Annotated in this window: 22 protein-coding genes; 3 read left to right on the forward strand and 19 right to left on the reverse strand. The window is 59.4% G+C overall.

Going from position 1 to position 26,848, the window contains the following annotated elements; genetic code table 11:
* Positions 1 to 138 precede the first annotated feature (138 nt).
* Together PD282_RS24700 and PD282_RS24705 are read left to right on the forward strand one after the other, a co-directional pair.
* Positions 139 to 933, forward strand: a complete 795-nt coding sequence (locus PD282_RS24700) for a flagellar motor protein (protein WP_274654131.1) — start codon at positions 139 to 141, stop codon at positions 931 to 933.
* Positions 917 to 1,690, forward strand: coding sequence for an OmpA/MotB family protein (locus tag PD282_RS24705; protein ID WP_274654133.1), 774 nt, complete (start codon positions 917 to 919; stop codon positions 1,688 to 1,690). Before PD282_RS24700 ends, PD282_RS24705 begins: the two co-directional genes overlap by 17 nt.
* A 196-nt stretch (positions 1,691 to 1,886) precedes the next feature.
* Here the strand turns inward: PD282_RS24705 and bshB2 are convergent, their stop codons facing one another.
* From bshB2 to ftsE, 7 genes are all read right to left on the reverse strand, one after another.
* Positions 1,887 to 2,534, reverse strand: coding sequence for a bacillithiol biosynthesis deacetylase BshB2 (gene bshB2, locus PD282_RS24710; RefSeq protein ID WP_274654135.1), 648 nt, complete (start codon positions 2,532 to 2,534; stop codon positions 1,887 to 1,889).
* 28 nt (positions 2,535 to 2,562) lie between these two features.
* Positions 2,563 to 2,907: a YojF family protein gene (locus PD282_RS24715; protein ID WP_274654137.1), complete on the reverse strand. Its 345-nt coding sequence runs from the start codon at positions 2,905 to 2,907 to the stop codon at positions 2,563 to 2,565.
* Between the two features lie 139 nt (positions 2,908 to 3,046).
* Positions 3,047 to 4,348, reverse strand: coding sequence for a PDZ domain-containing protein (locus tag PD282_RS24720; protein ID WP_420832326.1), 1,302 nt, complete (start codon positions 4,346 to 4,348; stop codon positions 3,047 to 3,049).
* Positions 4,349 to 4,526: 178 nt separating this feature from the next.
* Positions 4,527 to 5,990 (reverse strand): S41 family peptidase, encoded by a 1,464-nt coding sequence (locus tag PD282_RS24725; protein ID WP_338045228.1) that lies wholly within the window; start codon positions 5,988 to 5,990, stop codon positions 4,527 to 4,529.
* A gap of 122 nt (positions 5,991 to 6,112) precedes the next feature.
* Positions 6,113 to 7,285 carry a murein hydrolase activator EnvC family protein gene (locus tag PD282_RS24730; RefSeq protein ID WP_274654140.1) on the reverse strand — a complete coding sequence of 391 codons (1,173 nt, stop codon included), beginning with the start codon at positions 7,283 to 7,285 and terminating at the stop codon, positions 6,113 to 6,115.
* 12 nt (positions 7,286 to 7,297) lie between these two features.
* On the reverse strand, positions 7,298 to 8,215 hold the full coding sequence (gene ftsX, locus PD282_RS24735) for a permease-like cell division protein FtsX (protein WP_274654142.1): 918 nt from the start codon (positions 8,213 to 8,215) through the stop codon (positions 7,298 to 7,300).
* Positions 8,205 to 8,891 (reverse strand): cell division ATP-binding protein FtsE, encoded by a 687-nt coding sequence (gene ftsE, locus PD282_RS24740; protein WP_274654144.1) that lies wholly within the window; start codon positions 8,889 to 8,891, stop codon positions 8,205 to 8,207. The genes ftsX and ftsE overlap by 11 nt, the downstream gene beginning before the upstream one ends.
* A gap of 304 nt (positions 8,892 to 9,195) precedes the next feature.
* On the opposite strand from ftsE, the gene PD282_RS24745 reads away from it, so the two are divergent.
* Complete coding sequence (locus PD282_RS24745) at positions 9,196 to 10,734, forward strand: VanW family protein (protein WP_274654146.1); 1,539 nt, start codon at positions 9,196 to 9,198, stop codon at positions 10,732 to 10,734.
* Positions 10,735 to 10,831: 97 nt separating this feature from the next.
* Here PD282_RS24745 and argH read toward each other — a convergent pair whose 3' ends face one another.
* The 12 genes from argH to PD282_RS24805 all read right to left on the reverse strand — a co-directional run bounded on the left by argH (position 10,832) and on the right by PD282_RS24805 (position 26,836).
* Entirely contained in the window at positions 10,832 to 12,247 is a 1,416-nt protein-coding gene (gene argH, locus PD282_RS24750) for an argininosuccinate lyase (RefSeq protein ID WP_274654147.1), read from the reverse strand.
* A 365-nt stretch (positions 12,248 to 12,612) separates the two neighbouring features.
* Complete coding sequence (locus PD282_RS24755) at positions 12,613 to 13,851, reverse strand: argininosuccinate synthase (protein ID WP_274654149.1); 1,239 nt, start codon at positions 13,849 to 13,851, stop codon at positions 12,613 to 12,615.
* Positions 13,852 to 13,971: 120 nt separating this feature from the next.
* Complete coding sequence (gene argF / locus PD282_RS24760; RefSeq protein WP_274654151.1) at positions 13,972 to 14,928, reverse strand: ornithine carbamoyltransferase; 957 nt, start codon at positions 14,926 to 14,928, stop codon at positions 13,972 to 13,974.
* A gap of 12 nt (positions 14,929 to 14,940) precedes the next feature.
* Complete coding sequence (locus PD282_RS24765) at positions 14,941 to 16,143, reverse strand: acetylornithine transaminase (RefSeq protein ID WP_274654153.1); 1,203 nt, start codon at positions 16,141 to 16,143, stop codon at positions 14,941 to 14,943.
* Between the two features lie 147 nt (positions 16,144 to 16,290).
* Positions 16,291 to 17,085, reverse strand: coding sequence for an acetylglutamate kinase (gene argB / locus PD282_RS24770; RefSeq protein WP_274654155.1), 795 nt, complete (start codon positions 17,083 to 17,085; stop codon positions 16,291 to 16,293).
* 46 nt (positions 17,086 to 17,131) lie between these two features.
* Positions 17,132 to 18,373, reverse strand: coding sequence for a bifunctional ornithine acetyltransferase/N-acetylglutamate synthase (argJ, locus tag PD282_RS24775; RefSeq protein WP_274654157.1), 1,242 nt, complete (start codon positions 18,371 to 18,373; stop codon positions 17,132 to 17,134).
* 46 nt (positions 18,374 to 18,419) lie between these two features.
* Entirely contained in the window at positions 18,420 to 19,469 is a 1,050-nt protein-coding gene (gene argC / locus PD282_RS24780; RefSeq protein WP_274654159.1) for an N-acetyl-gamma-glutamyl-phosphate reductase, read from the reverse strand.
* Between the two features lie 138 nt (positions 19,470 to 19,607).
* A complete protein-coding gene (locus tag PD282_RS24785; protein WP_274654160.1) occupies positions 19,608 to 20,528 on the reverse strand; it encodes a YitT family protein in 921 nt (306 codons plus the stop codon).
* A 206-nt stretch (positions 20,529 to 20,734) separates the two neighbouring features.
* Positions 20,735 to 21,848 (reverse strand): peptide chain release factor 2 gene (gene prfB / locus PD282_RS24790; RefSeq protein ID WP_274654162.1). Its coding sequence is split into 2 segments (ribosomal slippage): positions 20,735 to 21,775 and positions 21,777 to 21,848, totalling 1,113 coding nucleotides; the frame shifts between segments, so codons are not numbered across the junction.
* Between the two features lie 50 nt (positions 21,849 to 21,898).
* Positions 21,899 to 24,415, reverse strand: a complete 2,517-nt coding sequence (secA, locus tag PD282_RS24795) for a preprotein translocase subunit SecA (RefSeq protein WP_274654164.1) — start codon at positions 24,413 to 24,415, stop codon at positions 21,899 to 21,901.
* A 201-nt stretch (positions 24,416 to 24,616) separates the two neighbouring features.
* Positions 24,617 to 25,825: a UDP-4-amino-4,6-dideoxy-N-acetyl-beta-L-altrosamine transaminase gene (gene pseC / locus PD282_RS24800; RefSeq protein ID WP_274654166.1), complete on the reverse strand. Its 1,209-nt coding sequence runs from the start codon at positions 25,823 to 25,825 to the stop codon at positions 24,617 to 24,619.
* A 72-nt stretch (positions 25,826 to 25,897) separates the two neighbouring features.
* The gene (locus tag PD282_RS24805) at positions 25,898 to 26,836 is read right to left on the reverse strand and encodes a dTDP-glucose 4,6-dehydratase (protein ID WP_274654168.1); all 939 of its coding nucleotides are present in this window, start codon (positions 26,834 to 26,836) and stop codon (positions 25,898 to 25,900) included.
* Positions 26,837 to 26,848: the final 12 nt, after the last annotated feature.

Here is a 26,848-nt window from a genome sequence, read left to right on the forward strand (position 1 = left end):
AAAAATACATAAGAATATGTGTTCCCGTCCTATTATACCGATTTCGCCTCCCCGTTGCAATCGGAGGTTGCTGTCAACAAGGCATCCGGCCAACGCAAAACGTCACATTACCACACGAAACGGAGCTGATTCGAACCGATGGATATGACAACGGTTTTTGGCATCGCCGCGGGTTTGCTCGCGTTATTTTTCGGCTTTGTCTGGGAAGGCGGCCATGCGGAAAGCCTCTTTGAGAAAACGGCCATCCTGATCGTCTTCGGCGGTACATTCGCGGCCGTCGCCGTCAGCTATCCGCTCACGAGGCTCAAGCAGATCCCCGGTGCGCTGCGGCTTGCTTTCAGCCGCTCGGGCGCGGATCCCTACGAGCTGATCGACCGGATCGTCGCGATGGCTACGGTGGCCAGGCGCGAAGGGGTGCTTGCGCTGGAGAAGGAAGCGAACGGGATGGACGAGCCCTTCCTGCGCGACGGGCTGCTGATGGTCGTCGACGGCACGGATCCCGAGCTGACGCGGCAAATTTTGATGATGGAAATCGATGCGCTCGAACGCAAGCGCGAGCAGCAGGCAAAAATTTTCGAATCGGCCGGCGGCTTCTCGCCGACGATGGGCATTATCGGCACCGTGATGGGGCTTATCCACGTGCTCAGCAATTTGTCGGACCCAAGCCTGCTCGGCCCGTCAATCGCGGTTGCCTTCACGGCCACGCTATACGGCGTCGCCGGCGCGAATCTCGTGTACCTGCCGATCGCCAGCAAAATCAAATCCAACAGCGAGGAGCACATCCAGACGATGGAGCTGATGCTCGAAGGCGTGCTCGCGCTCCAGGCCGGCGAAAATCCGCAGCTCATCCGCAAGAAGCTGACCTCGTTCATGCTGCTGGATGCGGAAAATCCGAAGGCGAAGAAGGTGGAGCCGGATGCGCAGGAGGAGTAAAAAACGCGGCGGAGAAAAGGAAAATCACGAGCGCTGGCTCATTACTTACTCCGATCTCATTACGCTGCTGCTCATCTTTTTTGTTATTTTATACGCCATGAGCCGCATCGATGTCGATAAATACAAAGTGCTGGCACAGTCGCTTCAGCTGGAATTCCGCAAAGCGGACTCGGTGCTCGAGATGGGCTCCGGCGTGACCGGGGGCCTCGATAAAGCGCAGCAGCCGAAGCTGACCAAACTGAACGCGCAGATGCCGGACCCCGAGGAGGTGCGGCAGCTGGAAAAGCAACTGCGGGAACGGGAGCTGCAGGATTTGCTGAAAATCGTGCGGGCATATGCGAAAGCGAACCATCTCGAAAGCCAGGTGTTCGTTGCCGATGTGCCGGAAGGCATCGCGATCCGGCTGTCCGATCAGTTTCTGTTCGATCTCGGCAAAGCGGACTTGAAGAAAGGCGCCTTTCCGGTGCTCGACAAGCTGTCCAGCCTGTTTAAGCAGCTGGACAACACGATCAGCATTGAAGGCCATACCGATAATTTGCCGGTCCAGCCCGGCGGCGAATTTCAGGACAATTGGGGGCTGTCGGCCGGCAGAGCGCTGTCGGTGCTGCGCTATTTTATCGACAAGGACGGCCTCGAACCGAAGAAGTTCAAAATCGCCGGCTACGCCGACACCCGTCCGGTCGCGCCAAATACAACCGAAGCGAACCGCCAAAAAAATCGCCGCGTCGAAATTACCGTGCTCCGGAAATTGGAATAGCCGCAGCTGTCGGCCGAACGAAAGCAGCGAAGCCGACCGGGGAACGTTCCGGCAGCTTGAAGAAACGGATGATGCTGTTCTTTGGCGAGGGAACACGTTACTTTCCTAAGATCTATTGCGAAGGTAAGGAGAAAAGCTTAACGCTAGCGAGAAAGCCCGTCCACCGATGGACGGGCTTCTTCCGTACTATAGACGATCAGGCGAATGTATACGTCCAGAACCGCTCCGTCCCGAACCGTTCTTCGGCTTCCTGCTGCGAAAGCTTCATTTCGCCGACCACGGCCTGAAATTGCGAACGATGCGAAGTAATCGAAGCGATTTTTTGCTGCACGAACGGTCTTACGTCGTGAATGACGTCCGGCTTGCCGATCGCTTCTTCGTGGCCTCTCGCAAATGCAACGCAGTATACGAGCGGCCTGTCCGCTTCCGGCAGCTTCCGGATCGATTCGATGACCGACGCGCCGGTGGCGTCATGATCGGGGTGTACGCTGTATCCCGGATAAAACGTGATCACAAGCGTCGGCTTAAGCTCGCTCAGCAGCTCTTCCATGCAGCTGTCAAGCCGCTCCCGGTCGAATTCGACCGTCTTGTCGTGGAAGCCGAGCATCCGCAAATCACGAATGCCGATCGCGGCGCAGGACGCTTCCAGCTCCTGCTTGCGAATCGACGGCAGGGTCACCCGGCTTGCAAAAGGCGGGAAGCCCATATTCCGTCCCATCTCGCCCAAGGTGAGGCAGGCATAGGTGACGCTTGCGCCTTCTTGGACGTATTTGGACAGCGTTCCCGAGATGCCGAACGCCTCGTCGTCGGGATGCGGCAGTACGACCAAAACTCGTCGTTCCATCATTTTTTTCTCCTCTCCTCGGGTCCGTTCAGAACGGCTCCCGGCTCAGCTGCAGGGCGACGACCAGCTTGCCTTCGCCGTCGTGGCCGGCCATGATCAGGCGCTCTTTCTCGGTTTCCTCATAGTGGGTGAGCCCCTCCGTATAGATCCAGCCCTTCTCGGTCTTCAGGCCGACCCGGTAAGGCCCGCTGCCCTGAATCGAGCCGCTCGCGTAGCGGATCACGGCGTTCGAAATAAAATTCGCGGCCGGATGGCGCGAAGCGTCGCGGTGCGCCGCATAAGCACCCGACGTCATTTCGAGATGAATGTAAAGGTCCTGATCCTTCAGGCCGTCGATCATGCGCTGGATTTCTGGCGGATGAATGGTCTGCATGCTATTGCCTCCATTTATTAAAGCATACGAAACTATAACTCTATTATAAAAGGATTTGGCCAAAAAACGAAAGCCCGGGACATTGAAAGTCCCAGGCCTTCCGTTGATTCCGAAATAAAAGCCGGCGAGGAGCCGGGTCTTACATCGTCGACGGCGTTTCGCGCTTGCGCGCCGCGCGGCCGCGGCGCAGAAGACCGATGAGCGACAGGTTCCGCGCTGCCGCATAATAATTCGCCTTCTCGTCCGGCGCAAGCACGACGCCAAGCTGGTGATGCTCGCCTGCATAACGGGCGCGCTGGACAAATTTGACCTGGCCTTCGAGGTTCATCACCTCGAGCCGGCAAAAGGCCGAGTTGACGTGCAGCGCGGCGTGAAGCTCCTCCTTCGTCCCGACGCGGACGCCATTCACTTTCTGCAAAATTTCCCCGGCCTGCAGGCCCATCGCTTCCGCCGGCGTTCCGGGAATGACGGCGAGCACGCACAGCCCCCGCTCGTCATGCGTGAACCGCGGGCTGCGCCCGGCCTCCAAAAGACGGCCGGTCAGCATGATCCCTTCGTGCAGGAGCGGCGCAAGCAGCGCTGCGGCTAGCAGAAAGGGCGGCCAGAAGGCCGCAAGCGCCGCCGCCCCCGCAAGGACGGCGCCGTACAGAGCCAGCAGCGCCGAAACGCCGCGCGCCTTCATCTCCGGCAGCATCGTCCGTGTCAGCTCGGAGAAGCCGATTACGACCGGAAAACCGATCATCGTCCAGGCGCCCTGCTGGGTGAACCCGCCGCCGAGCAAGGTCGGCCACGGCAGCGCCGTCTCCGCGCCGCTTCCCGCGGCGGCCGGCACGAGCAGGAGGAGCGGTACCGGCCAGAAGCCCTGCAGCGCGTAAGCGCCGATCAGCTTGCCCCGCTTGCCCGCCAGAAACAGCGGGCTGGCGAAGCGTGCGCCCTGCCGCCTGACGAGCAGCGCCTCGGCAAGATGCATCAGCGCGGCGAGCAGCAGCAGGCCGGCAATGTCGAGCCGTGCGAGCGATGCGGCTGCTGTGCCCAGCCAGTCCCCGCGCTGCGCCAGCGCCGTCCAGCCGAGCGCCCACTGCAGGACGCCGAGCAGGCCGGTACCGTAGGCGAAGCACAGGAACCGCACACGCACAAGCGCGAGCAGCGCCGCGGCGCCCCACATCCAGAGGACGGCTTCGCCGGTAACCGAAATGCCGAGAAACAGCCCCGCGGCGGACATCGCAAGGCCGACGGCAAACCCTGCCAGCACCGAGCGGAGCAGCTGGCTCTGCCATCCGTGAAGCCGGACGTGAAACAATCTTCGCTCGAGCACGGTCTGCCGTCCGTACTGCAGCGCGATCACGATTAATGCCGCATAATAGAACGGGGATATGAGCAGCTGCACGGCAGCCCATCCGGCCTGCCGGAGCATTTCCAAAGCGGTGTCCAAAACGTCCACTCCTTTTTGACAAGAAGTCGTCGATCTCGCAAAAAAAGAAGGCGGCGCCGCGGTCTAATCCGCGAAAACCAACCTTCCCAATCACTTCGACAAACGGGACGCAAAATCCTGCCTGCCCTTTTTTTACGGGGGATAATCGCCGGCGCTTTTGCGATTCTTTATCTCTCCCGAGCCGGCTTCATCCGCGCTGGGCCAGCTTCGCCTGGAGCACCTCGACCGCTTTATTCAGCTGCACATCGTTTTTCTCGTCGCGGATTTTCCCGATAAGCGCGCGCTCGAGCTTCTCGTCCGTCGCTTTATCCGCCTTCCCGGTTACCGGAAGCCCGGCCTGCTTCTGGAACGCTTTGACGCTCTCCTCGGTCTCCGCACTGAAATAGCCGTCCTTGCGGTCGACCTTATAGCCAAGCCCGGCCAGCATTATCTGCAGGCTGCGGACGTCGTCGCCGATCGAATCGCGCGCGAGCGTCTTCGTCTTGGATATCTTGGTCACCGTATAATAATCGGGCGGCACGACCTCGACGTCCGGCTTCAGCCCTTTCTCGTGCACCCAGTTACCGAGCGGCGTCAGCCATTTCGCGATCGTCATCTTGATCAGGCTGCCGTCGCCGAGCGTCTTGTCGTAGCTGACCTGAACGGTCCCCTTGCCGAACGACGTTTCGCCGACCAGCACCGCATGCGCCTCTTCCCGCAGGGCGCCGGCCAGCACCTCCGAGGCGCTGGCGCTGCCTTTGTTGATCAGCACTGCGACGGGGTACGGTTTGCCCGTGCCTTTGGACAGCGTCTCCTCGCGATGGCCCGAGCGGTCCTCGACCTGGACGATCGGTTTGCCGGCCGGCACAAACGGCTGCGCCACCGAAACGACGACCGGGAGCACCCCGCCGGGATTGTTGCGCACGTCGATGACGAGCCCTTTCATCCCCTTCTTCTCGAGCTGTTCCAGCTCTTCGGCAAACCGGTCTCCCGTATTGAGCGAAAATTGTCGGATTTCGATCACGCCGATGCCGTCGCTGCGCAAATGCGAATATACGGTTTCGTAATCGACGTCGTCGCGGACGATGACCAGCTGGAACGGCTTGCTGACGCCGGAGCGTTGAACGAGCAGGGTGACCTTCGTCCCCTTCGGCCCGCGGATTTTGGATACCGCATCGTTCAAGGTGAGTCCTTCGAGCTTCTCTCCGTTCACCGACAGCAGCACGTCGCCCGGCAGCAGCCCGGCGCGTTCGGCCGGCGAAGCTTTGATCGCCGACTCTACGGAAACCTTGCCGCCCTGCAGCGTCACGCTGGCCCCGATACCGGAAAACGAGCCTTCGATCGTCTCGGAAAACTGCTTGGCCACATCCTTCTCCATATAAACGGAATACGGATCCCCAAGCGCGCCGATCATTCCGCCGATGGCCCCGTCAACCACTTTCTCCCGGTCAATCGGCTGGTAATATTTCGATTCGATCAGGTCCATCACGGCATCCAGCTTGTCCTTCTCCTTCGCGGTGAGCCCTTCCTTCCCGGAAGCCGCGGAGGTAACGGCCCTGGCCGGGCCTCCAAGCGGCATCCAGCGATCGGTCAACGTCAGCGTGACCAGGACCGAAAGCGCCATTGTCAGCAGCATGAACGCCGCAACCGTTCTTCCTTTAAACAGCATCATCCCACCACTTTCGATGTACCGGCTTGGAAACAACCCTCCTAGTATATGACAAGCCGCACCCAATTATTTGCTTCAGGTACGGCATGCCGGTATAAGGCGGGAATCGTCCCGCTATGCAGTTGTTATTGAATATAAGGCAGCGGATTGACCGGGATCTCGTTCTTGCGCACCTCGAAATGCAGATGATATCCGGTCGCCATGCCTGTCATGCCGACTACGGCGATTTGCTCCCCGCGCTTGACGGTCTCGCCTTTCTTCACCTTGATGCCGCCGTCGAGAATATGGCCGTACAGCGTCCAAAGTCCGTTGCCGTGATCGATGATAATGCAATTGCCGTATCCGCCCCACCACTGCGCGACGAGCACGACGCCCGATTCCGCCGCGTAAATCGGCGTTCCCTTCGGGACCGCCATGTCGATGCCGGTGTGACCCTTGCGCACGTGGGTAATCGGATGAATCCGCATGCCGAACGGAGAGGACAAACGCCATTTCGTATGTAAAGGTAAAGCCAGCTTGCCGCCGGAATAATAATTTTTGATGTTGTTCTTCTGCTTCTCCAGGTCGGCGACCTTCTTCGCCAGCGCGATCAGCGTGTCTTCCTGCTCGTTGCTGACTTCCTCAAGCTCCTGGGCCTTCTGATTATATTGGAGCACCATGACTTCCTTTTGTTTCTCTTTATCCGTCAGGAGGTCGTGGTAATCGTCCAGCTTGGCGTACATCGCTTTCACGTCCGCGAGCGATTGCTCGATCTCCTGCTTCTTCGCCGCGACCAGCGCTTTTTCCTTCTTATGGTCATCCAAAATTTGCCTATCCTGGCCGAGAATGGACTGGAGCGAATCAAGCCGCCCGAGAAAATCGCTAAAGCTGGTGGCGCTCATCAATACGTCCAGGTACGATACAAAACCGTTCGAATACATGAGCCGGATACGCGACTGCAGCAGCTTGTCCTGATCGGCGAGCCGCTTCTGTGCGGCGTCGAGATCCGCTCCGGCCTGCTCAAGCTTGGCCTCGGTATCGTCGATCTGCGATTGTACGCTGTCCAGCTGGCTGCCGACACTATCGATTTGCTGCAGAACCTCGGTAATCGACTGAGCCGTCTGCGCCTTCATCTGAAGCACATATTGGCGGTCTTTGTCGGCCTGGTTGCGGTTATGCGTCGCTTCGCTCATTTCCTTGCGTACTTTCGCCAGCTCCTGCTCGATTTTATCCGCCTGCGAGGCGGCTTCGCCTCCGGTCGGACGAAGAACGAAAACGGCCAGCATGACGACTGCCAAAAGTGCAATCCCTTTTCTCACGTTTTCTTTCACCTACACTTTCAAATATCTCCGCACCGATAAGGTGCTTCCCCAAACGCCGATAATCGTCCCGAGCCCAAGCAGCAGCCCCGCTACCGGCGGCCCCGCTTCCTTCAGCGTGACGAGCTTGATCAGCATCAGCCCGAGATCGAACTGCGAGGCTTGAATGAGTTGCGAATAGCCGAAAAACAGCAGCGCGACGGTGATGGCCGATCCGATCAGTCCGATGAGAGCGCCTTCGATGAAAAACGGCCAGCGGATAAAATTGTTCGTCGCCCCGACCAGCTTCATGATGCCGATTTCGCGCCGGCGGGCCAGGATCGTCATTTTGATCGTCGTCGAGATCAGGAACATCGCCGTGACGGCAAGGCCGGCCACGATAACCAGACCGATATTGCGGACGGCGTTCGTTACTTTGAACAGCGTTTCGACCGTGCCTTTGCCGTATTTGACGCTCGCAATCGGCTTCGACGGGTCGTTATCGCCGAGCGCCTCGATTTTTTTGGCGACAAAGGCGATGGTCTGCGGCTGGAACACTTCGACGGTAAAGGAATCGGGCAGCGGATTATGGTCCTTGTCATAGCCCTCCAGCAGCTCCGCGCCGTCGGCTCCCATGCTTTTCTTCAGCATTTCGAACCCGTCCGCCTTCGAGACGAACTCGACTTTGCTTACTTCCGGAATATTGCCGATCGCGGTGTGCAGCTCGTCGATTTTCGTCTGCGGGGTGTCAAGCTGCAGCATGACCCGAATCTGCACCTGGCTGTCGATCTGGTCGGCGAGCTTATCGACATTAAGCGCCAGCAGCATGAACACGCCGAGAATAAAAAGCGAAATGACGATGGAGCTGAGTGAAGCGAACGACATCCAGCCGTTGCGGGCGATGTTCTTAATCCCTTCGCGCATATGGCGCAGCGGCGTGCTAAGCTTCATAGCCATACTCCCCTCTGACTTCGTCGCGGGCAATCACGCCGCTCTCGATCGCGATGACGCGTTTGCGAAGGGTGTTGACGATTTCCTTGTTGTGGGTGGCCATGACGATCGTCGTACCGCGGAAATTGATTTCCTCGAGCAAATTCATAATGCCCCACGACGTCTCCGGGTCGAGGTTGCCCGTCGGCTCGTCCGCGACGATCACCGACGGATTGTTGACGATTGCCCGCGCGATGGCGACGCGCTGCTGCTCGCCGCCGGACAGCTGCTGCGGCAGGCTGGAATGCTTGGCCCTCAAGCCGACGAGCTCCAGCACTTCCATCGTGCGCTTCCTAATGATGCGGCGCGGGGCTTCGATTACTTCCATCGCGAACGCAATATTTTCATAGGCGGTCAGTTTCGGAAGAAGACGGTAATCCTGGAAAATAACGCCGATATTTCGGCGGACATAAGGAATTTTGCGCGGTTTCAGCTTGCCGATGTTGAAACCGTTGACCGATATTTGCCCCTTCGACGGTACCTCCTCGCGGTAGATCAGCTTCATGAAGGTCGACTTGCCGGCGCCGGACGGGCCGACCAGATAAACGAATTCGTTGCGTTCTATGAGAACGGATACGCCGCGCAGCGCATGGGTGCCGTCTGCGTACGTTTTCCAGACGTCTTGCATTTCAATCACGATATCACATCCTGTGCGTAGTCAGCCTTTAGATATTCGACAGAAAACCGGGAAATCCTCTACCAATCCCGGATATCCGCAATTCTCATAATTTTAATGATGCGTCCGATCGACGCCTTCGGCCCGCGGATCATGTTTTTCGACACCGGCTCGGCTGCCCGGAGCCCCTCCCCGAGGCCCATCCCGGCTGCGGTCACGGACGCTCGTTCCAAAATGCTCGGCTAATGCCGGACAACCGAAGGAAAGAATCCGGACGGGCATCCATATACATAAAGTAGTCGTTCAAAAAAAGAGGTGAACCTGCGTGAAGATTCGTCTGCACGTTGTTTGGATGCTCATCGCCGGGATCCTGTTTGCCGGAGCCGCCGGGTGGGGTCTTGTCTGGGCATACGCTTCGCGCGATACGGTGCCGAAGGGCACGGTCGCCTTGGGAAACGCGGAGGTTTCGGGCAGCAACAGCACGATTAAGCTTGGCGGACTCCGGCCGATCGCCGTGGGCGGGCTGCGCATCGACGATGCCGTCCGTCTGCTTCAGCGGCGCGCTTCGCAGCTCGAATCGCTGCCCGTCACGTTCGCAGCAAACGATACGAACACTCAAAATCAAACGTGGACGCTTGCCGAGCTCGGGGTCAAGGCGGATGTCGGGAAGGCGGCGGCGGAACTGGCGAAGCTGCGCGAAGGGAGCGTATGGCAGCGGGCGAAAACCCGGTTCCATTTCTCCGGGCGGCTGCCGTTTTCGGTCGGCTGGAGCAAGCCGGCATTCGTTCAAAAGGTGCGCAGCGGCTGGGGGTATTTGAATGCGAACGAACCGGCCAATGCCGCGCGCATCATTACAAGCGACGACAAGATCGTCTACCGGCCGGGCTCGGACGCCTACCGGCTGGACGAGGATGCCATGTTCGCAAGCACGGTGGAGGCCGTGGACGCCTATACAGCGCCCGGCGGGCAGTGGGGGGACGGTAGCGACGGAGACTCCGGCGCTGCGGAGCCCGGATCGCCTCCGGTGCCGTCGATCCGGATCCCGGTGGCGCTCCGGGTCGTTCATCCCGACGTGACGCTCGCGCGGCTGAAGGCCGAAGGCGTGGACCGGAAAATCGCCGCGTTCACGACCGATTTCAGCGCCAGCGGCGCCGGGCGGGCGTATAACGTGACGATGACGGCGAAAACGCTGAACGACTGGGACCTCGCTCCGGGCGAGACGTTCGATTTCGGCAAGGTCATCGAGCTGACGACCGAGCATTACGGCTACCGCGAGGCGCCGGTCATCGTCAATGGCGTGCTGACGCCCGGCATCGGCGGGGGTATCTGCCAGGTGTCGAGCACCCTGTACAACGCGGCGCTGCTGATCGGCCTCGACATGACCGAGCGGCGCAATCATTCGCTGCCGGTCTCGTATTTGCCGATGGGGCGCGACGCCACCTTCGCGGAAGGGGCCATTAACTTCCGGTTCAAAAATACGACCGGCAGGCATCTGATCATCCGGACCGTCGTCGAAGGACGCAAGCTGACCGTCAAGCTGTTCGGCTCGATGCCGGCGAACGTCAGCTACGCGCTCGATTCGAAAACGGTTCAGGTTCTCGATCCGCCGATCAAGGAGGTCGCGTCGAACGCGGTTCCGAGCGGCTCGAAGCAGCTCGTATCGAGCGGCAAGCCGGGCTACGTCGTCGAGACGTACCGGACGAAGCTCGTGAACGGCAAAGCGGTATCGCGCACGCGGATTTCGCGCGACACGTATAAGGCGCAGCCCGCGGTATACCGCGTCGCTCCGGGCACGCCGGGACTGCCGCCGGGCGGCGGCACGCGGCCCAAGAAAGAGCTGATCGAGGACGGCATCGGGGAATAATAAAGCGCGAAAAAGCCAGCCGGATCGATCCGGCTGGCTTGAACGCCGCTTCGTGCAGCGGCTTGGCGAAAGTTTCGATTTTCTCGGCGGGTCTTTCTTACCGGCTGCGCTCGCTGTATTCGGCAACCCATGCGGCCGTCCGCTCTAGCTCGCTTTCGGCGCGCGCCGCCGCCTGCTCCACCTGGGCGCGGGCGGTCCCGCCGTAAACGTTGCGGGCGTTCACGACCTGCTCGGGCTGCAGCACCGCGTAGATGCGGTCGTCGAACAGCGGCGAGAACTGCTTGAATTCCTCCAGCGTCAGATCGAGCAAATACTTGCCCTGCTGGATGCAGTACAGTACCGTTTTGCCGATAACCTCGTGCGCCTGGCGGAACGGCAGCCCTTTGCCCACAAGGAAGTCGGCGATGTCCGTTGCGTTGGAGAAATCCTGGTTCACCGCCTGGCGCATCCGGTCCCGGTTCACCTTCATCGTGGCGATCATCGGCGCAAACAGCTGTAGCGCGCCCTGAAGCGTACGGACCGTATCGAACATGCCTTCCTTGTCTTCCTGCATGTCCTTGTTGTACGCCAGCGGCAGCGACTTCAGCACTGTCAGGAGGCCGACGAGGTTGCCGTACACCCGGCCCGTCTTGCCGCGGACAAGCTCCGGCACGTCGGGGTTTTTCTTCTGCGGCATAATGCTGCTGCCCGTGCAGAACGCATCGTCCAGCTCGACGAAATGAAACTCGGTGCTCGACCACAGGATGAGCTCTTCGCTGAGGCGCGACAGGTGCATCATAATGATCGACGCATGCGACAAAAACTCGAGAATGAAATCGCGGTCGCTCACCGCATCGAGGCTGTTTTCGTAAACGCGGTCGAATTTAAGCTGCCCGGCCACGAAATGACGGTCGATCGGGAACGTCGTCCCGGCCAGCGCCCCTGCGCCGAGCGGCAGCGTATTGATCCGCTTGTAGCTGTCCTGCAGCCGCTCGATATCGCGACCGAACATGGACACGTACGCCATCAGGTGATGGGCGAACAGGATCGGCTGCGCCCGCTGCAGGTGCGTGTAGCCCGGCAAAATCGTGTCGAAATTCGCCTTCGCCTGCTCAACGAGCGCCGATTGCAGCTTGTGCAGCAGGTCGACGAACTCGACGACCCGCTTGCGCAAATACAGGTGCATGTCCGTCGCTACCTGATCGTTGCGGCTGCGGCCCGTATGCAGCTTGCCGCCGACCGGGCCGACGTCGTCGATCAAGGATTTCTCGATGTTCATATGGATATCTTCGTCGGAGATCGAAAACTCGATCTCGCCGCGTTTGATTTTATGCTGGACGCGAAGCAGTCCGTCCTTGATCTTCTCCACGTCCTCGGCTGTCAGGATTCCCTGCTTCCCGAGCATCGTCACATGCGCCAGGCTGCCCTGAATGTCTTCTTCGGCCAGCTCCTTGTCGAACATGATGGACGCCGTATATTCCTCAACCAGCTGGTCGGTTTTTTTCGTGAACCGACCGCCCCATAATTTGCTCACGGATGCACGCTCCTAAAAGTTTTTCACTGCTTCCTGATAAACTTCCTCGCAAGTGAAAAACTCGCTTCGGAAGCATAGACTCTGTTTTTCACTTACTTCTTGAACAAACTTCCTCGCAAGTGAAAAACTCGCTTCGGAAGCCATTAATCCGCCGCGCGCCAATCAACGCGCGATGGGCCGGGCCGTTTCCGCCCGTGCGGAAATGCCCGACCCGTCATAGGCCTGTCCTTGTGCCGTTCCCGCCCAGACGCAGCGCAAACGCCGCGCGGAATGGCGTCTTTTAACGGCAAACCGTCATCGGCGCGGCGCGCTTTTTCTTCCCAGGAAACCGCCTCCGGCAGCAGCGGCGGGCGCTTCGCTTTCGCCTACTGCTTCTTGCTCTGCTCGACGCCGGACGAAACTTTGAGCCGCAGCGCGTTCAGGCGGATGAACCCTGTCGCGTCGCCCTGATCGTACGCCTGGGACGGGTCGGCCTCCATCGTCGCGATGTCCGGGTTGTACAGGCTGACCGGGCTATTCACGCCGGCGCCGATCACGTTGCCTTTGTAAAGCTTGAGACGAACGACGCCGGTGACATTTTTCTGGCTTTCCGTCACGAGCGCCTGCAGCGCCAGCCGTTCCGGCGCGAACCAGAAGCCGTTATACACGAGCGACGCGTATTTCGAAATGAGCGAATCGCGCAGATGCATAACCTCGCGGTCCATCGTGAGCGACTCCATTTTGCGGTGCGCCGCGAACAAAATCGTGCCGCCCGGCGTCTCGTATACGCCGCGGCTCTTCATGCCGACGAAGCGGTTCTCGACCATGTCGACCCGCCCGATGCCGTGCTTGCCGCCCAGCTCGTTCAGCTTCTCCATGACGCCGAGCGGGCTCAGCTTCTCGCCGTTTACCGCGACGCACTGCCCCGCTTCGAACGTCAGCTCGACGTATTCGGCTTGATTCGGCGCTTCCTCCGGCGACACCGAAAGTACGTACATGTCGCGGTTCGATTCGGCGCTCGGGTCGAACCACGGATCCTCGAGCATACCGCTCTCGAAGCTGATATGCAGCAGGTTGCGGTCCATCGAATACGGTTTGGCCGCCGACGCCTGGACCGGAATCCCGTGCTTCTCGGCGTACGCAATCATTTCCGCGCGGCCCGGGAACTGATCCCGGAACGCTTCGCTGCGCCAGGGGGCGATCACTTTAATGTCGGGCGCGAGCGCCGCCGCCGTCAGCTCGAAGCGCACCTGGTCGTTGCCTTTGCCGGTTGCGCCGTGGGCAATCGCCGTCGCGCCTTCCGCGCGGGCGATGTCGACCATCCGCTTGGCGATCAGCGGGCGCGCGATCGACGTGCCGAGCAAATACTGCCCCTCGTACATCGCGCCCGCCTCAAACATCGGGAAGATAAAATCTTTCGCGAATTCCTCGCGCAGGTCGTCGATATACACCTTCGAAGCTCCCGTCGCCAGCGCCTTCGCTTCGAGCCCGTCGAGCTCCTCTTTCTGGCCGATATCGGCGGTAAACGCGATAATGTCCGCGTCATAAGTTTCCTTAAGCCATTTTAAAATAACGGACGTGTCCAGACCGCCCGAGTAGGCCAGTACGATTTTTTCCTTTGCCATCGTGTGTCTTACGCTCCTTGTCCAATAGGATCGGCGTTTGCCGCTCTGCCGGCCTTCACGCCAAGGCGCGAGCAGCACGCCGGTTTATACGTGATCGAAGCTTTCGGCAGCTCCGCGAAATTACATGATTGCGGCCAGAATCGCTTTCTGCGCATGCAGCCGGTTTTCCGCCTGGTCGAAAATGATCGAGTGGTTCCCGTCGATGATGCCCTCGCTGACCTCTTCGCCGCGGTGAGCCGGCAGACAGTGCATGAACAGGAAATCGGGCTTTGCGCGATTCGTCAGTTCCTCGTTCACCTGGTAATCCGCAAACGCAATCTCGCGTTCCTTTTGCTCTGATTCGAAGCCCATGCTTGCCCATACGTCGGTGTAGACGACGTCCGCGCCTTCGATCGCTTCCTTCGGATCACGGCACACCACAATGCGCGCGCCCGTCTCCGAAGCGGCCTCGACCGTTTGGCGCACGATATCTTCATCCGGCGCATAACCTTCCGGCGTCGCCACGGACATATGCACGCCCAGCTTGGCGGCGCCCATCATGAGCGAATGCACCATATTGTTGCCGTCGCCGATATAAGCGAGCTTCATGCCTTTCAGCCGTTCCTTATGCTCCAGAATCGTCTGAAAATCGCACAGCGCCTGGCACGGATGGTTCGTGTCGGTCAGCCCGTTAATAACCGGCACCGTCGCGCCGCGCGCCAGCTCGATCACCGTCCGGTGGGCGAACGTGCGGATCATGATGCCGTCCAGGTATCGGGACAGCGTCTGCGCGGTATCCCAAACCGTCTCGCCGCGGCCGATTTGCAGATCGTTGCGGCTCAGGAAAAGTGCCTGTCCGCCGAGCTGGTACATCCCCACCTCGAAAGAAACGCGGGTGCGCGTGGACGATTTTTCGAAAATCATGCCGAGCGTTTTGCCTTTCAGCGGGTGAAACGTTTCCCCCGCCTTCTGCTTCTTCTTCAGCTCGATCGCCAGATCGATCAGATAACGGATTTCCTCCGGCGTATAGTCGGTAAGCGCGATAAAATCGCGGCCTTTCAGGCTGAGCGCCAATTCTTCGTTTACGGTCGATTGCATGAAATGCCCTCCTTATTGCGCCGATACGGTCCGTTCAGCGAAAATTGCGGCCAGAATCGAAACGGCCTGATCGATTTCTTCCTTCGTCACGAGCAGATTCGGCAGCAGGCGGACGACGTCCGGTCCCGCCGTCACGACGAGCAGGCCGCGCTTCTGCGCTTCCGTAACGAACGCCCCGGCCGGTTCGCTGCACGCAATGCCGATCAGCAGTCCTTTGCCGCGAATTTCCGTCACGAGCGGGTGGCCGCCCAGCTTCTCGCGCAGCTCGGCCATCAGATAATCGCCCATCTCCTCCGCGCGCGCCGGCAGCCTGTCGCCGACGATCGTTTCGACCGTCGCCTTCACGGCCGCCGTCGCGATCGGCGTGCCGCCGAACGTGGAGCCGTGGCTGCCCGGGCCGAACGCTTCCGCGAGATACCCTTTCGCCAGCATTGCGCCGACGGGGAAGCCGCTGCCGATCCCTTTGGCGAGGGTGAAAATGTCCGGCTCGATGCCGTAATGCTCAAACGACAGCAGCTTGCCGGTGCGTCCCATGCCGGTTTGAATTTCGTCCACGATGAGCAGAATGCCGCGCTCTTTGCACAGCTTGGCGGCATGCTTCACGAACGCCGGGTCCGCCAAAATGACGCCGCCTTCGGCCTGCACCGTCTCCAGCATGACCGCCGCCGTTTGGTCCGTCAACGCGGCTTCCAGCGCCTCGATGTCGTTGAACGGAATGTAGCGGAAGCCTTCCGGCAGCGGGCCGAAGCCTTCTTTCACCTTCTCCTGCCCCGTCGCGGTCAGCGTCGCCAGCGTCCGCCCATGGAACGACTGCTCGAACGTAATCATTTCATAGCGGCCCGTTCCGGCCACCTTCTGGTGATACCTGCGCGCCAGCTTGATCGCCGCTTCGTTGGCCTCCGCGCCGGAGTTGCAGAAAAACACCATGTCCGCGCAGGTGTTGTCCGTCAGCAGCTTCGCCGCTTCCTCCTGATTCGGAATGCGGAACAAGTTGGACACGTGCCACAGCTCGTCAAGCTGCTTCACGAGCGCGTCCTTGACCCGCTGCGGCGCGTGGCCGAGGCCAGTCACCGCCAGGCCGCTCATAAAATCCAAATATTCCTTGCCTTGATCGTCCCACAGCCGGCTGCCCTGCCCCTTCACCAGCGCGATCGGATATCTCGCATAGGTCGGAAACAGCGAACCGCCGCCGTTTTGCATGCCGTTTGCGCTCATCGCCCTTTCACCTCTCCCTGTCATTTAAATGCCGATGCTAACGTGAAAATATACCTGCCGGGATACGCCGCTTGGCGGCTATTCCCTGCGTAAAATCGCGCTGCCCCCAGCCGTTTCGCCTCTCCGGTCATCCGGCCTCATGGCGAATTACGCCTGCACGATGCGAGTGCCGATATTGCCCTCCATGACGGCTTTGCTCAGCACATTCAGCTCGTCGCCGCTGACGATCACGACCTCGCGGACCCGCCCCTGAACGCACTGCATCGCCGCGCGCACCTTCGGGATCATGCCGCCGTAAATCTCGCCGCTTGCGATCATCGCCTCGATCTCGGGGAACGTGACGGACGGCAGAACCCGCTTCGCGCCGCTCTCGTCCGTCTTCAAAATGCCGGGCACATCGGTGACGACGATCATCCGCTCGACCCCGAGATGCGAGGCGACCGCCCCGGCTGCCGTATCGGCGTTAATGTTGTAGCGCTGACCTGCCGCATCAATGCCGATCGGGGCGATGACCGGGATGTATCCCATCGCCATTACGCCTTCGATCACTTCGGCATTCACGTCCGTCACGTCGCCGACAAAGCCGATTTCCGCCGCGTTCGCCACCGGCTTCGCCTCGATGAGCCGGCCGTCGACGCCCGACAGGCCAAGCGCCTTCGCGCCGCTCAGCTGGATTTTGCGCACGATTTCCTTGTTGATCCCGCCGGCGAGCACCATCTCGACAACGTCAAGCACCTCGGCCGTCGTGACGCGCAGGCCATTCACAAACCCGCTCTCGATGCCGAGCTTCGTGAGCGTTCCGGATATCGCCGGGCCGCCGCCGTGCACGATGACCGGCCGCACCCCGCGTTCCTGAAGCCCTCGCAAATCATCGAAGAAGGAAGCCGGCAGCGCGGCAAGCGTGCTTCCTCCGCATTTCATCACAAAACGCTGCTGTTCCATTTTCATCCGTTCTCCTCGCAGCCTTTAATCGAATCCAAAACCGCTCTTAGGTGCGGTACGCCGCATTGATGCGGACATAATCGTACGTCAGGTCGCAGCCCCATGCGGTCGCGGCCCCTTCGCCCATATGCAGGTCGACGCGGATGACGACCGTATCGCCCTTCAAATAGTCCAGCGCAGCCTCCTCATCGAACGGAACCGGGCGCGACTGCGTCAGCGTAACGATCTCGCCGATCCGGATATCGACCGTCTCCGGATCGACCGGCCGGCCCGCGCGGCCGACCGCCGCGATAATCCGGCCCCAGTTCGCGTCTGCGCCGAACACCGCCGATTTCACGAGCGAGGAGCCGACGACCGTCTTCGCGATCGCCTGCGCCGCCTCGTCCGAAACCGCGCCGGACACCTGCACCTCCACCAGCTTCGTTGCGCCCTCACCGTCGCGCGCGATCGCTTTGGCCAGCGATTCACATACGTAACGGACGGCGGCAGCGAATGCCGGCCAGTCCGGATGCGCTTCGTTCAGCTTGCGGTTGCCCGCGAGGCCGCTCGCCATCGCGACCAGCATATCGTTCGTGCTCGTGTCGCCGTCCACCGTAATCATATTGAAGGTCAGGTCGGTCGCCTCGCGGAGCAGCTTCTGCAGCGCCTCGCTGCCGATGCTCGCATCCGTCGTCAGGAAGCCGAGCATCGTCGCCATATTCGGATGGATCATGCCGGAGCCTTTCGACGCGCCCGCCACGTAAACGGTCTTTCCATCAACAACAACCGATGCGCAGGCCTCTTTCTTCACCAGGTCGGTCGTCAGAATCGCCTGGCAGAAATCGTCCGCCGCTTCGTACGCGGAGCCGAGCCGCACAGGCAGCTCGGCAATGCCGCCGCGCACGCGGTCCATTTTGAGCAGCTCGCCGATGACGCCAGTTGAGGCGACGGCCACCTGCTCCGCCGGTACGCCGAGCGCTTCGGCGAATCGGCCGCGCATTTCGTAGGCGTCGTCTTCGCCCTGCCTGCCCGTGCAGGCGTTGGCGTTGCCGCTGTTGACGATCACGGCGCGCAGCACGCCTCCGGCGCCGATGCTCTCGCGCGTCACCTTGATCGGCGCCGCCTGGACGACGTTCGTCGTGTAGACGCCCGCCGCCGCGGCCGGCACCTCGCACACGATCGCGCCGAGATCGTGGCGCGAAGTCTTTTTCAGCCCGCAGTGAAGACCGCCGGCTTTAAAGCCTTTGGGCGTCGTGACCGAACCGTCCGGCACGATCGTAAATGAAGCCGTAACATTCCCCTGTCCCATTGTTCGTTCCTGTCTCCTTCTTGATCTCGGCTTCGACGTTCGCCGTTTACGGGTACGCCGGCACGAAATTCAGACCCGTTGTTTCGTCCCAGCCCATCATCAGGTTCAAATTTTGAATCGCCTGGCCGGCTGCGCCTTTCACCAGGTTGTCGAGGACGGACACGATCGTGACGCGCCCGGTCCGTTCATCGACGGCAAAACCGATGTCGGTGTAGTTGGAGCCCCATACTTCCTTCGTCGCGGGCCATATACCCTTCGGCCGGATGCGCACGAAGCGGCGCCCTTCGTAATAATGCCGGTACAGCCCGATAAAATCTTCTTCGGTCCGGCCGCCTATAACGGATGCATAAATCGTGCTCATAATGCCGCGCGTCATCGGGACGAGGTGTGTCGTAAACGTCGTCGTCACCGGCTTGCCGGCCGCGTCCGAAAGCACCATTTCGATTTCCGGGATATGCTGGTGCTGGTTGATTTTATACGCCTTGAAATTTTCGTTCACTTCGGAAAAATGATTGCCGAGGCTGACGCCGCGGCCCGCCCCGGAGACGCCCGACTTCGCATCGATGATAATCGTTGACGGGTCGATGAAGCCTTCTTTTACCGCCGGGACGAGACCGAGCAGCGACGCCGTCGAATAGCAGCCGGGGTTGGAAATGAAATCGGCGCCCCTCACCGCATCGCCGTACACTTCCGCAAGGCCGAACACAGCCTTGTCCAAATAGCGCTGCTCGGCCGGCTCCTTCTTGTACCATCGCTCATATACTTCACGCGATTTCAGCCGGAAATCGCCGGACATATCGATCACCTTCAGTCCCGCTTCCAGCAAGGACGGCGCCAGCTTGGACGCAACGCCCGCCGGCGTCGCGGTAATGACGACGTCCGCTTTGCTTTTCAGAAGCGCGGGATCCACGTCGTCAAGCACATCGGTGCGTATTTCGGTCAAATGCGGATACCCTTCGGCAATCGGGGACCCCGCGCTCGAGGACGACACGACGGACGTTACCTCCGCGTACGGGTGCGACGCCAGCAGCCGGATCAGCTCCACGCCGCCGTAGCCGGTCGATCCGACGATCGCCACATTTACTTTCGAAGCCATACTGTTCTCTCCCATCCGTGAACTTTCCTAACTATCCATTTTACACGAACCGGACGTTAGATTAAACTATGTATTATTATACGGTCGTATTCATATAAATACAATCCTTAAAATTGTCCGCGCCTCTTTCCGCCGCTTTCATTTCAGACTGAAGCCTTCCCCAAGCACCTCCGCCGTATCGCTGATGATGACAAACGCATCCTCGTCCGCGGCCCGCACAAGCTGCTTGAGCCGGGCGACTTCGCCCCGCCCGACGACGACCATCAGCACCTGTCTCGCTTCCCCGGTATAACCGCCTTCCCCGTCAAGCTTCGTCAGCCCGCGGTCAAGCTGATGCAGCACGGCCATCGCAATATCGTCCGGCCGGCGCGATATGATGAACGCTACTTTCGACACCGCCAGGCCCGTCTGGACAAAATCGATCGTTTTGCTCGTGGCGAATAGGCCGATAAGCGCGTACAGGGCGTTTTCCGGCGCGATCAGGATGCCTGCGGCTGCTATGACGCAGCCGTCGAACATCGCAACGGCAAGCCCGAGCCGGATGCCGGTAAAGCGGTGCACCAGCTGTGCCGCCAGATCGAGGCCGCCGGTCGAGCCGCGGCCGCGGAACACGAGGCCGAGCCCGGCGCCGACGCCGATGCCGCCGTATATGGAGGCAAGCAGCGGATTGCCCGTCGGAGCCGGCCAATGCGAGGTGAGCAGCACAAACAGCGGCAGCACGAACGAACCGATGGCGGTGCTGAGCGCGAAGCGCCTGCCGAGCAGCCACAGGCCGAGCAAAAACAGCGGGATGTTCAGCGCCCACTGCGTATAAGCCGGCGGAATGCCCGTCACGCGCTGAACGAGAATGGAAATGCCCGAGACGCCGCCCGAAGCGATACCGAGCGGGACGAGAAAAAGATTGAAGCTGGCCGCGATCAGGAATGAGCCTGCGAGCAGAAAAAGCAGGCTCCGAGCCGCCTCGGCACGCGGTCCCGGCGTTTCATTCCCGGTGCGGCGTCTGCGCCGCTTTCCGTAACGGTTTGCTCCCGCAAGCAAGCTGCCCCGATGATGCTTCATTCCCGCCGCCCCCTTTCCGTCTCATTATTGAAGAAACCCATGTATCTGTACCTGCACTGCCGGCACCGGCCCGACGGCATAAATGTTTCTAACGGTAAAATGTTTATGCCGCTAACGGCCACCGGCCCCCAATCACAAAAAAAGAGTCCCTACACCTCTATACAGTGTAAGAACTCTTCCCGCTGCCTATGCATCCGCATGGGCGTTTATTCCGGATCGTGCCGAATCTGGCTGCGCAAATAACCGTCGATAAAGCTGTCCAGATCGCCGTCCATAACCGCGCCGACGTTGCCCGTTTCCACCGACGTGCGATGGTCCTTGACCATGCTGTACGGATGAAACACGTACGAGCGGATTTGATTGCCCCAGGCGATATCGCTTTGTTCGCCGCGGATTTCCGCCAGGTGCTTCTGCTGCTCTTCGATCTTGCGCTCGTACAGCTTGGAGCGAAGCATCTTCATCGCCCGTTCGCGGTTCTGAATTTGCGAGCGCTCCGTTTGGCAGGCAACCACGATGCCGCTCGGAATATGCGTGATGCGGATCGCCGACTCCGTCTTGTTGACGTGCTGGCCGCCCGCGCCGCTGGAGCGGTACGTGTCGACCTTCAGGTCCTCCGGCCGGATCTCGATTTCGATGTCGTCCGAAATTTCCGGCATGATGTCGCACGATACGAACGACGTGTGGCGCCGGCCCGAAGCGTCGAACGGCGAAATGCGCACCAGACGGTGAACGCCCTTCTCCGCCTTCAAATACCCGTAGGCATTGTATCCCTTGACCAAAATCGTCACGCTCTTGATGCCCGCTTCGTCCCCTGGCAAAAAGTCGAGCACCTCGACCTTGAAGCCGCGTTTCTCGGCCCAGCGCGTATACATCCGATACAGCATCTGTGCCCAGTCCTGTGACTCCGTGCCGCCCGCGCCAGGGTGAAGCTCCAAAATCGCATTCAGCTTGTCGTACGGCTGATTCAGCAGCAGCTGCAGCTCGAACTCGTTCACCTTGCGCACGAGCTCCTGCACCCCGCCGGCGATCTCGGCTTCGATCGATTCGTCGCCTTCTTCCTCCGCCAGCTCCAGCATGGCAGTCAAATCTTCCTGCTCCGCAAACAGCTTCTCGTACTGCTCGACGACCGATTTCACCGCATTAAGCTCGGCAATGATGCTTTGCGCGCGGTCGTTATCGTCCCAAAAATCGGGTGCCGTCATTTTCTCCTCATAGTTTGCGATGATCTCCTGTTTGAGATCTAAGTCAAAGAGACCCCCTGAGTTCTTGGAGCCGCTTCGCCGTTTCGCGCAAATCCTGTTTGACCGTTATATCGATCATGGCGTTCGCTTCACCTCAAAATCGTAGTTTGCCTTTACCTTATGCGGCAATTATTCGTGCTGTCCGTGGCACTGCTTGTATTTCTTGCCGCTGCCGCACGGACAGGGATCGTTGCGGCCGACGCGCTGAACGCGCCTTGCCGGGCGCTTCGCCTGGGGCTCGCCGCCTCCGCCGGATTCCGTCTGGCCCTTGGCCACTTCCTGACGCTCGAGGTTGTTCTCCACGTGCGCCTTCATAATATATTTCGTGACTTCCTCCTGGATATGCTCGACCATTTCCTTGAACATCTCGAAGCCCTCGAACTGGTATTCGCGCAAAGGGTCGGTACCGCCGTAGGCGCGCAGGTGTATGCCCTGACGCAGCTGATCCATCGCGTCGATATGATCCATCCACTTGCTGTCCACCGCGCGGAGCACGACGACCTTCTCAAACTCGCGCATCGTTTCCGCTCCGATATGCTCCTCGCGCTCGTCGTAAAGCGCGGTTACCTTTTCGCACAAAAACTCGACGATCTCTTCTTTTTCCTTGCCCCACAGATCGTCCTTCGTCACCATGCCCTCGTTCAGGAACGTACCCTGCGCATAATCGGCGATTTCCTGCAGCTCCCAGTTCTCGGGAATTTCGTCGCCCGGACAATGCGCCTCGACGATGCGCTCGATAACGGGCTTGATCATTTCGAGCACGATCTCGCGGATATTGTCCGAATACAGCACTTCGCGGCGCTGCTTATAAATGATTTCGCGCTGCTGGTTCATGACGTCGTCGTACTGCAGGACGACCTTCCGCAAATCGAAGTTGTTCCCTTCGACGCGCTTCTGCGCCGATTCGATCGCTCGGGTGATGAGCCGGCTTTCGATCGGCTGGTCTTCCTCGAAGCCGAGGCGCTCCATCATACCCATGATGTTTTCGGAGCCGAAGCGTCGCATCAGCTCGTCTTCGAGAGACAAATAAAACTGGGACGAGCCCGGGTCCCCCTGCCGGCCCGAGCGTCCGCGCAGCTGGTTATCGATGCGGCGGCTTTCGTGCCGCTCCGTGCCGATAATGTGCAGTCCGCCGAGATCGGGCACGCCGTCGCCGAGCAAAATATCGGTGCCGCGCCCCGCCATATTCGTCGCGATCGTCACAGAGCCGGGCTGGCCGGCGCGCGAAATGATTTCCGCTTCCTCGGCATGATATTTCGCGTTCAGCACCTTATGCTGGACGCCGCGTTTCTTCAACATGTCCGACAGGCGCTCGGAATTCTCGATCGAGACTGTGCCGACAAGCACGGGCTGGTTGTTTTTATGCCGCTCCACGATTTCCTCGACGACGGCCTTAAACTTGCCGTTCTCCGTTTTATAGACGACGTCCGATATATCCTGACGGATATTCGGCCGGTTCGTCGGGACCTGCACAACCTCCAGGCCGTAAATTTTCTTGAACTCCTCTTCCTCCGTCTTCGCCGTACCGGTCATCCCGGCCAGCTTGCGGTACATTCGGAAGTAGTTCTGGAAGGTGATCGTCGCGAGCGTCATGCTCTCGTTCTGCACCTTCAGGCCTTCCTTCGCTTCGATCGCCTGGTGCAGCCCGTCGCTGTACCGGCGGCCGGCCATCAGGCGGCCCGTAAATTCGTCGACGATGATGACTTCGTCCTCCTGGACGACGTAATCGACGTCGCGCTTCATAATGACGTGCGCCTTCAGCGCCTGCTGGACGTGATGGTTCAGCGTCACGTTGGCGTGATCGAACAGGTTTTCGATGCCGAACGCCTTTTCCGCCTTCTCCACGCCGTCTTCCGTCAGCGTCACGGAGCGCAGCTTGATGTCGACGGTGTAGTCCTCCTCTTCCTTCAGCCGGGAGGCAAAACGGTCCGCCGCGTAATACAGCTCCGTCGATTTGGCGGCTTGTCCCGAAATGATGAGCGGCGTGCGCGCTTCGTCGATGAGGATCGAGTCCACCTCGTCGATAATCGCGTAATAAAGCGGCCGCTGCACCATTTGCTCTTTATACAGAACCATGTTGTCGCGCAAATAATCGAAGCCGAATTCATTGTTCGTTCCGTACGTAATGTCGCAGGCGTACGCCTCCTGCTTCTCCTCGTGCGAAAGTCCGTTCAGGTTGCAGCCGACCGTAAGGCCGAGAAATCTGTAAATTTGCCCCATCTCTTCGCTGTCCCGCTGGGCCAAATAATCGTTGACCGTGACGACGTGGACGCCTCTGCCGAGCAGCGCATTTAAATAAACCGCCAGGGTGGCGACAAGCGTCTTCCCTTCACCGGTTTTCATCTCCGATATTTTCCCGTCGTGAAGCACCATACCGCCGATCAGCTGGACATCGAAATGACGCTTGTTAAGCACCCGTTTGGAAGCTTCGCGAACGACGGCAAACGCCTCGGGCAGAATGTCGTCAAGCTCTTCTTCGTCACTTGCCAGACGGGCTTTGAACTCATCCGTCTTGCCGCGAAGCGCCTCATCCGAAAGCGCCGAAATCTCGGCTTCCAGATCGTTGATCTGCTCCACGGTACGCATCAGACGCTTTACTTCGCGTTCGTTGGCGTCACCGAATATTTTTTTAACAAGTCCGAGCATGGTCTTCCCCTTTCATCAATACGCCTATTGCATAAATTGTAACAGTTTGCGTCATGAACCGCAACGCAGAGCCGAGTTTGCCCGGAACCGCGAGCAGAACCGTTTTGGAAGGGCAGAAATGCGTTCTATCAGCCGGCAGGCGTGGAGCGAGGAACGAAAAAAAGGCTCCCTGGCGGGAGTCCTTTAACAGCGAACGAGGATTTATTTGGCATAATGGCCGATCACTTTTTCGACGGCGGATACAACGTCCAGAATGTCCGTTTCGGTCATGGCCGGGAATAAAGGCAGCGTGATGAAGCCCTCATAAACGGATTCGGCTGCAGGAGCGAGCCCTTTTCCGCAGCCCAGTCTTCTATAGTAAGGATGCAAATGCACGGGGACGTAATGCACGTTCACTCCGATATTTTCTTTCCGCAGCGCCGCAAAAATCATATTCCGGTCCGCCGACAGCCGGTCCAGCTCGAGCCGGATGATATATAAATGCCAGCTGGATTGACGGTCCTGCTTTTGGTACGGAAGGACGATGCCGGGAATCGAGCTCAGCAATTCCGTATATCGGCTGGCGATTTGCCGTCTGCGGGCTGTGAACTCGTTCAGCTTCCTGAGCTGCGACAGACCGAGAGCCGCTTGAATGTCCGTCATCCGGTAATTGAAACCAAGCTCATGCATCTCGTAATACCACTCGCCCTCGCCGGTATTGTGCATCATGTCCCGGTTTCGGGTAATGCCGTGACTGCGAAACAGCAGCAGCCGTTCATAGAAATGCTCCGAGTCGGTCACGATAACGCCGCCCTCGCCGGAGGTGACATGCTTGACGGGATGAAAGCTGAACATCGTCATATCGGCGATGGAGCCCACCCTTCGATTTTTGTAGACCGCTCCGATAGAATGGGCCGCATCCTCAATCACGATCAAATTATGCGTTTTGGCCGTTTCCATAATCTCATCCAGATCGGCGGGCTGCCCGGTAAAATCGACCGGGATGACCGCTTTTGTCCGTTTGCCGATTAAAGCCTTCATTCGATTGACGTCGATATTGTACGTATCGGGCTCGATATCGGCAAATACGACGTTTCCTCCGCAGTACCGGACGCAGTTTGCGCTTGCGGCAAACGTCATCGGCGTCGTGATCGCTTCGTCGCCTTCGCCGATTCCCGCGGCAAAGCATGCCCCGTGCAGCGCGGCCGTGCCGTTCGAGAAGGCGACGGCGTATTTGGCGCCCGCATAGCCGGCCACCGCTTCTTCGAACGCTTTGATCTTCGGTCCCTGCGTCAGGAAAGGCGATTTCAGCGTCTCGACGACCGCTTCGATATCGGCTTCGTCAATCCACTGCCTGCCGTAAGGCAGGAGCGTTTCGCGAACCGGCTCGCCGCCCAAAATAGCAAGCTGCTGATGCTTCAATTTGGCCATTTGTACGCCCCCATTAAGGTCTCAATAAGCCGGCTGCCCTGCAAGGACGCATGCCGTACCGGCCCGCGCGGATTAAAGGATCGTTCGAATCCAATCCTCCGTTTTCTTCAGTCCTTCCTCCAGCGTCACTTGCGGCTCCCATCCGAGCAGCCGCCGCGCCTTGGAATAATCGCAAAGCAGCTTTTGAATCTCGCTCTGCGGGTGAATGTGCTCCACGTGCCGGATCCGGCTCTCGCCGCCGGCGATGAGCTTCGCCAAATCGTTGATGGAGATATCGCGCCCGAAGCCCGCATTCACAATCTGCCCGTCCGCCCGGTCGGAATAGCCCGCTTGAACGACGAACCGCGCGCAGTCGTCGACATAAAGCAAATCCCGTGTCTGGGTCCCATCCCCGTAAATTTGAAGGTCTTCGGCCTGCAGCTTCTTCTTGATAAAGATGGCAACCACGCCGCCTTCGCCGCCGAATTTCTGAAAAGGACCGTATGTATTGAAGGGACGAACGACAACCGCGGGCAGACCGTAAGCATAATAATAGGACAGCACCATATTTTCGGCCGCTATTTTTGCTCCGGCATACGGCGAAGCGGGCTTGGCCGGATGCGCTTCGGTAATCCCCGATTCATCGAGACAGCGGTCGTAAACCATGCAGGTGCTCATGAATACGATTTTCACCCGGTGCAGGCGGCACCGCTCCAACAGGCGGAACGTGCCGACCGTATCGTTATCGAATGTCGTTCCGGGGTCGTCTATGCTGTCCTGTACATTGATGCTGGCACCGAGATGGTAGCAAAGCTGAAACGGATGCTTGAACACTTCGTCCAGCAGCGCTTCATCCTTGATATCGCCCCGAATAAACTGCCGGAAGCCTTCATGCGCCTTGAATGCTTCGATATTCGATTCCGCACCGTTTGACAAGTCGTCCAATACCGTAACGCGGTGCCCGTCCTCCAATAAACGTTTCACAACCCATCTGCCAATAAAACCGGCGCCGCCGGTAACGAGCACATTCATATTCCCCATCCT

It is taken from the genome of Paenibacillus humicola (assembly GCF_028826105.1).
GTDB lineage: Bacteria > Bacillota > Bacilli > Paenibacillales > Paenibacillaceae > Paenibacillus_Z > Paenibacillus_Z humicola.

Coding starts and splice junctions, on each gene's coding strand:
- PD282_RS24700 (WP_274654131.1), top strand. CDS start 139: ATGGATATGACAACGGTTTTTGGCATCGCCGCGGGTTTGCTCGCGTTA.
- PD282_RS24705 (WP_274654133.1), top strand. CDS start 917: ATGCGCAGGAGGAGTAAAAAACGCGGCGGAGAAAAGGAAAATCACGAG.
- bshB2 (WP_274654135.1), bottom strand. CDS start 2,534: ATGGAACGACGAGTTTTGGTCGTACTGCCGCATCCCGACGACGAGGCG.
- PD282_RS24715 (WP_274654137.1), bottom strand. CDS start 2,907: ATGCAGACCATTCATCCGCCAGAAATCCAGCGCATGATCGACGGCCTG.
- PD282_RS24725 (WP_338045228.1), bottom strand. CDS start 5,990: ATGATGCTGTTTAAAGGAAGAACGGTTGCGGCGTTCATGCTGCTGACA.
- ftsX (WP_274654142.1), bottom strand. CDS start 8,215: ATGAAGCTTAGCACGCCGCTGCGCCATATGCGCGAAGGGATTAAGAAC.
- PD282_RS24755 (WP_274654149.1), bottom strand. CDS start 13,851: ATGGCAAAGGAAAAAATCGTACTGGCCTACTCGGGCGGTCTGGACACG.
- argF (WP_274654151.1), bottom strand. CDS start 14,928: ATGCAATCGACCGTAAACGAAGAATTGGCGCTCAGCCTGAAAGGCCGC.
- PD282_RS24765 (WP_274654153.1), bottom strand. CDS start 16,143: ATGAGCGCAAACGGCATGCAAAACGGCGGCGGTTCGCTGTTTCCGACC.
- argB (WP_274654155.1), bottom strand. CDS start 17,085: ATGGAACAGCAGCGTTTTGTGATGAAATGCGGAGGAAGCACGCTTGCC.
- argJ (WP_274654157.1), bottom strand. CDS start 18,373: ATGGGACAGGGGAATGTTACGGCTTCATTTACGATCGTGCCGGACGGT.
- argC (WP_274654159.1), bottom strand. CDS start 19,469: ATGGCTTCGAAAGTAAATGTGGCGATCGTCGGATCGACCGGCTACGGC.
- PD282_RS24785 (WP_274654160.1), bottom strand. CDS start 20,528: ATGAAGCATCATCGGGGCAGCTTGCTTGCGGGAGCAAACCGTTACGGA.
- secA (WP_274654164.1), bottom strand. CDS start 24,415: ATGCTCGGACTTGTTAAAAAAATATTCGGTGACGCCAACGAACGCGAA.
- pseC (WP_274654166.1), bottom strand. CDS start 25,825: ATGGCCAAATTGAAGCATCAGCAGCTTGCTATTTTGGGCGGCGAGCCG.
- PD282_RS24805 (WP_274654168.1), bottom strand. CDS start 26,836: ATGAATGTGCTCGTTACCGGCGGCGCCGGTTTTATTGGCAGATGGGTT.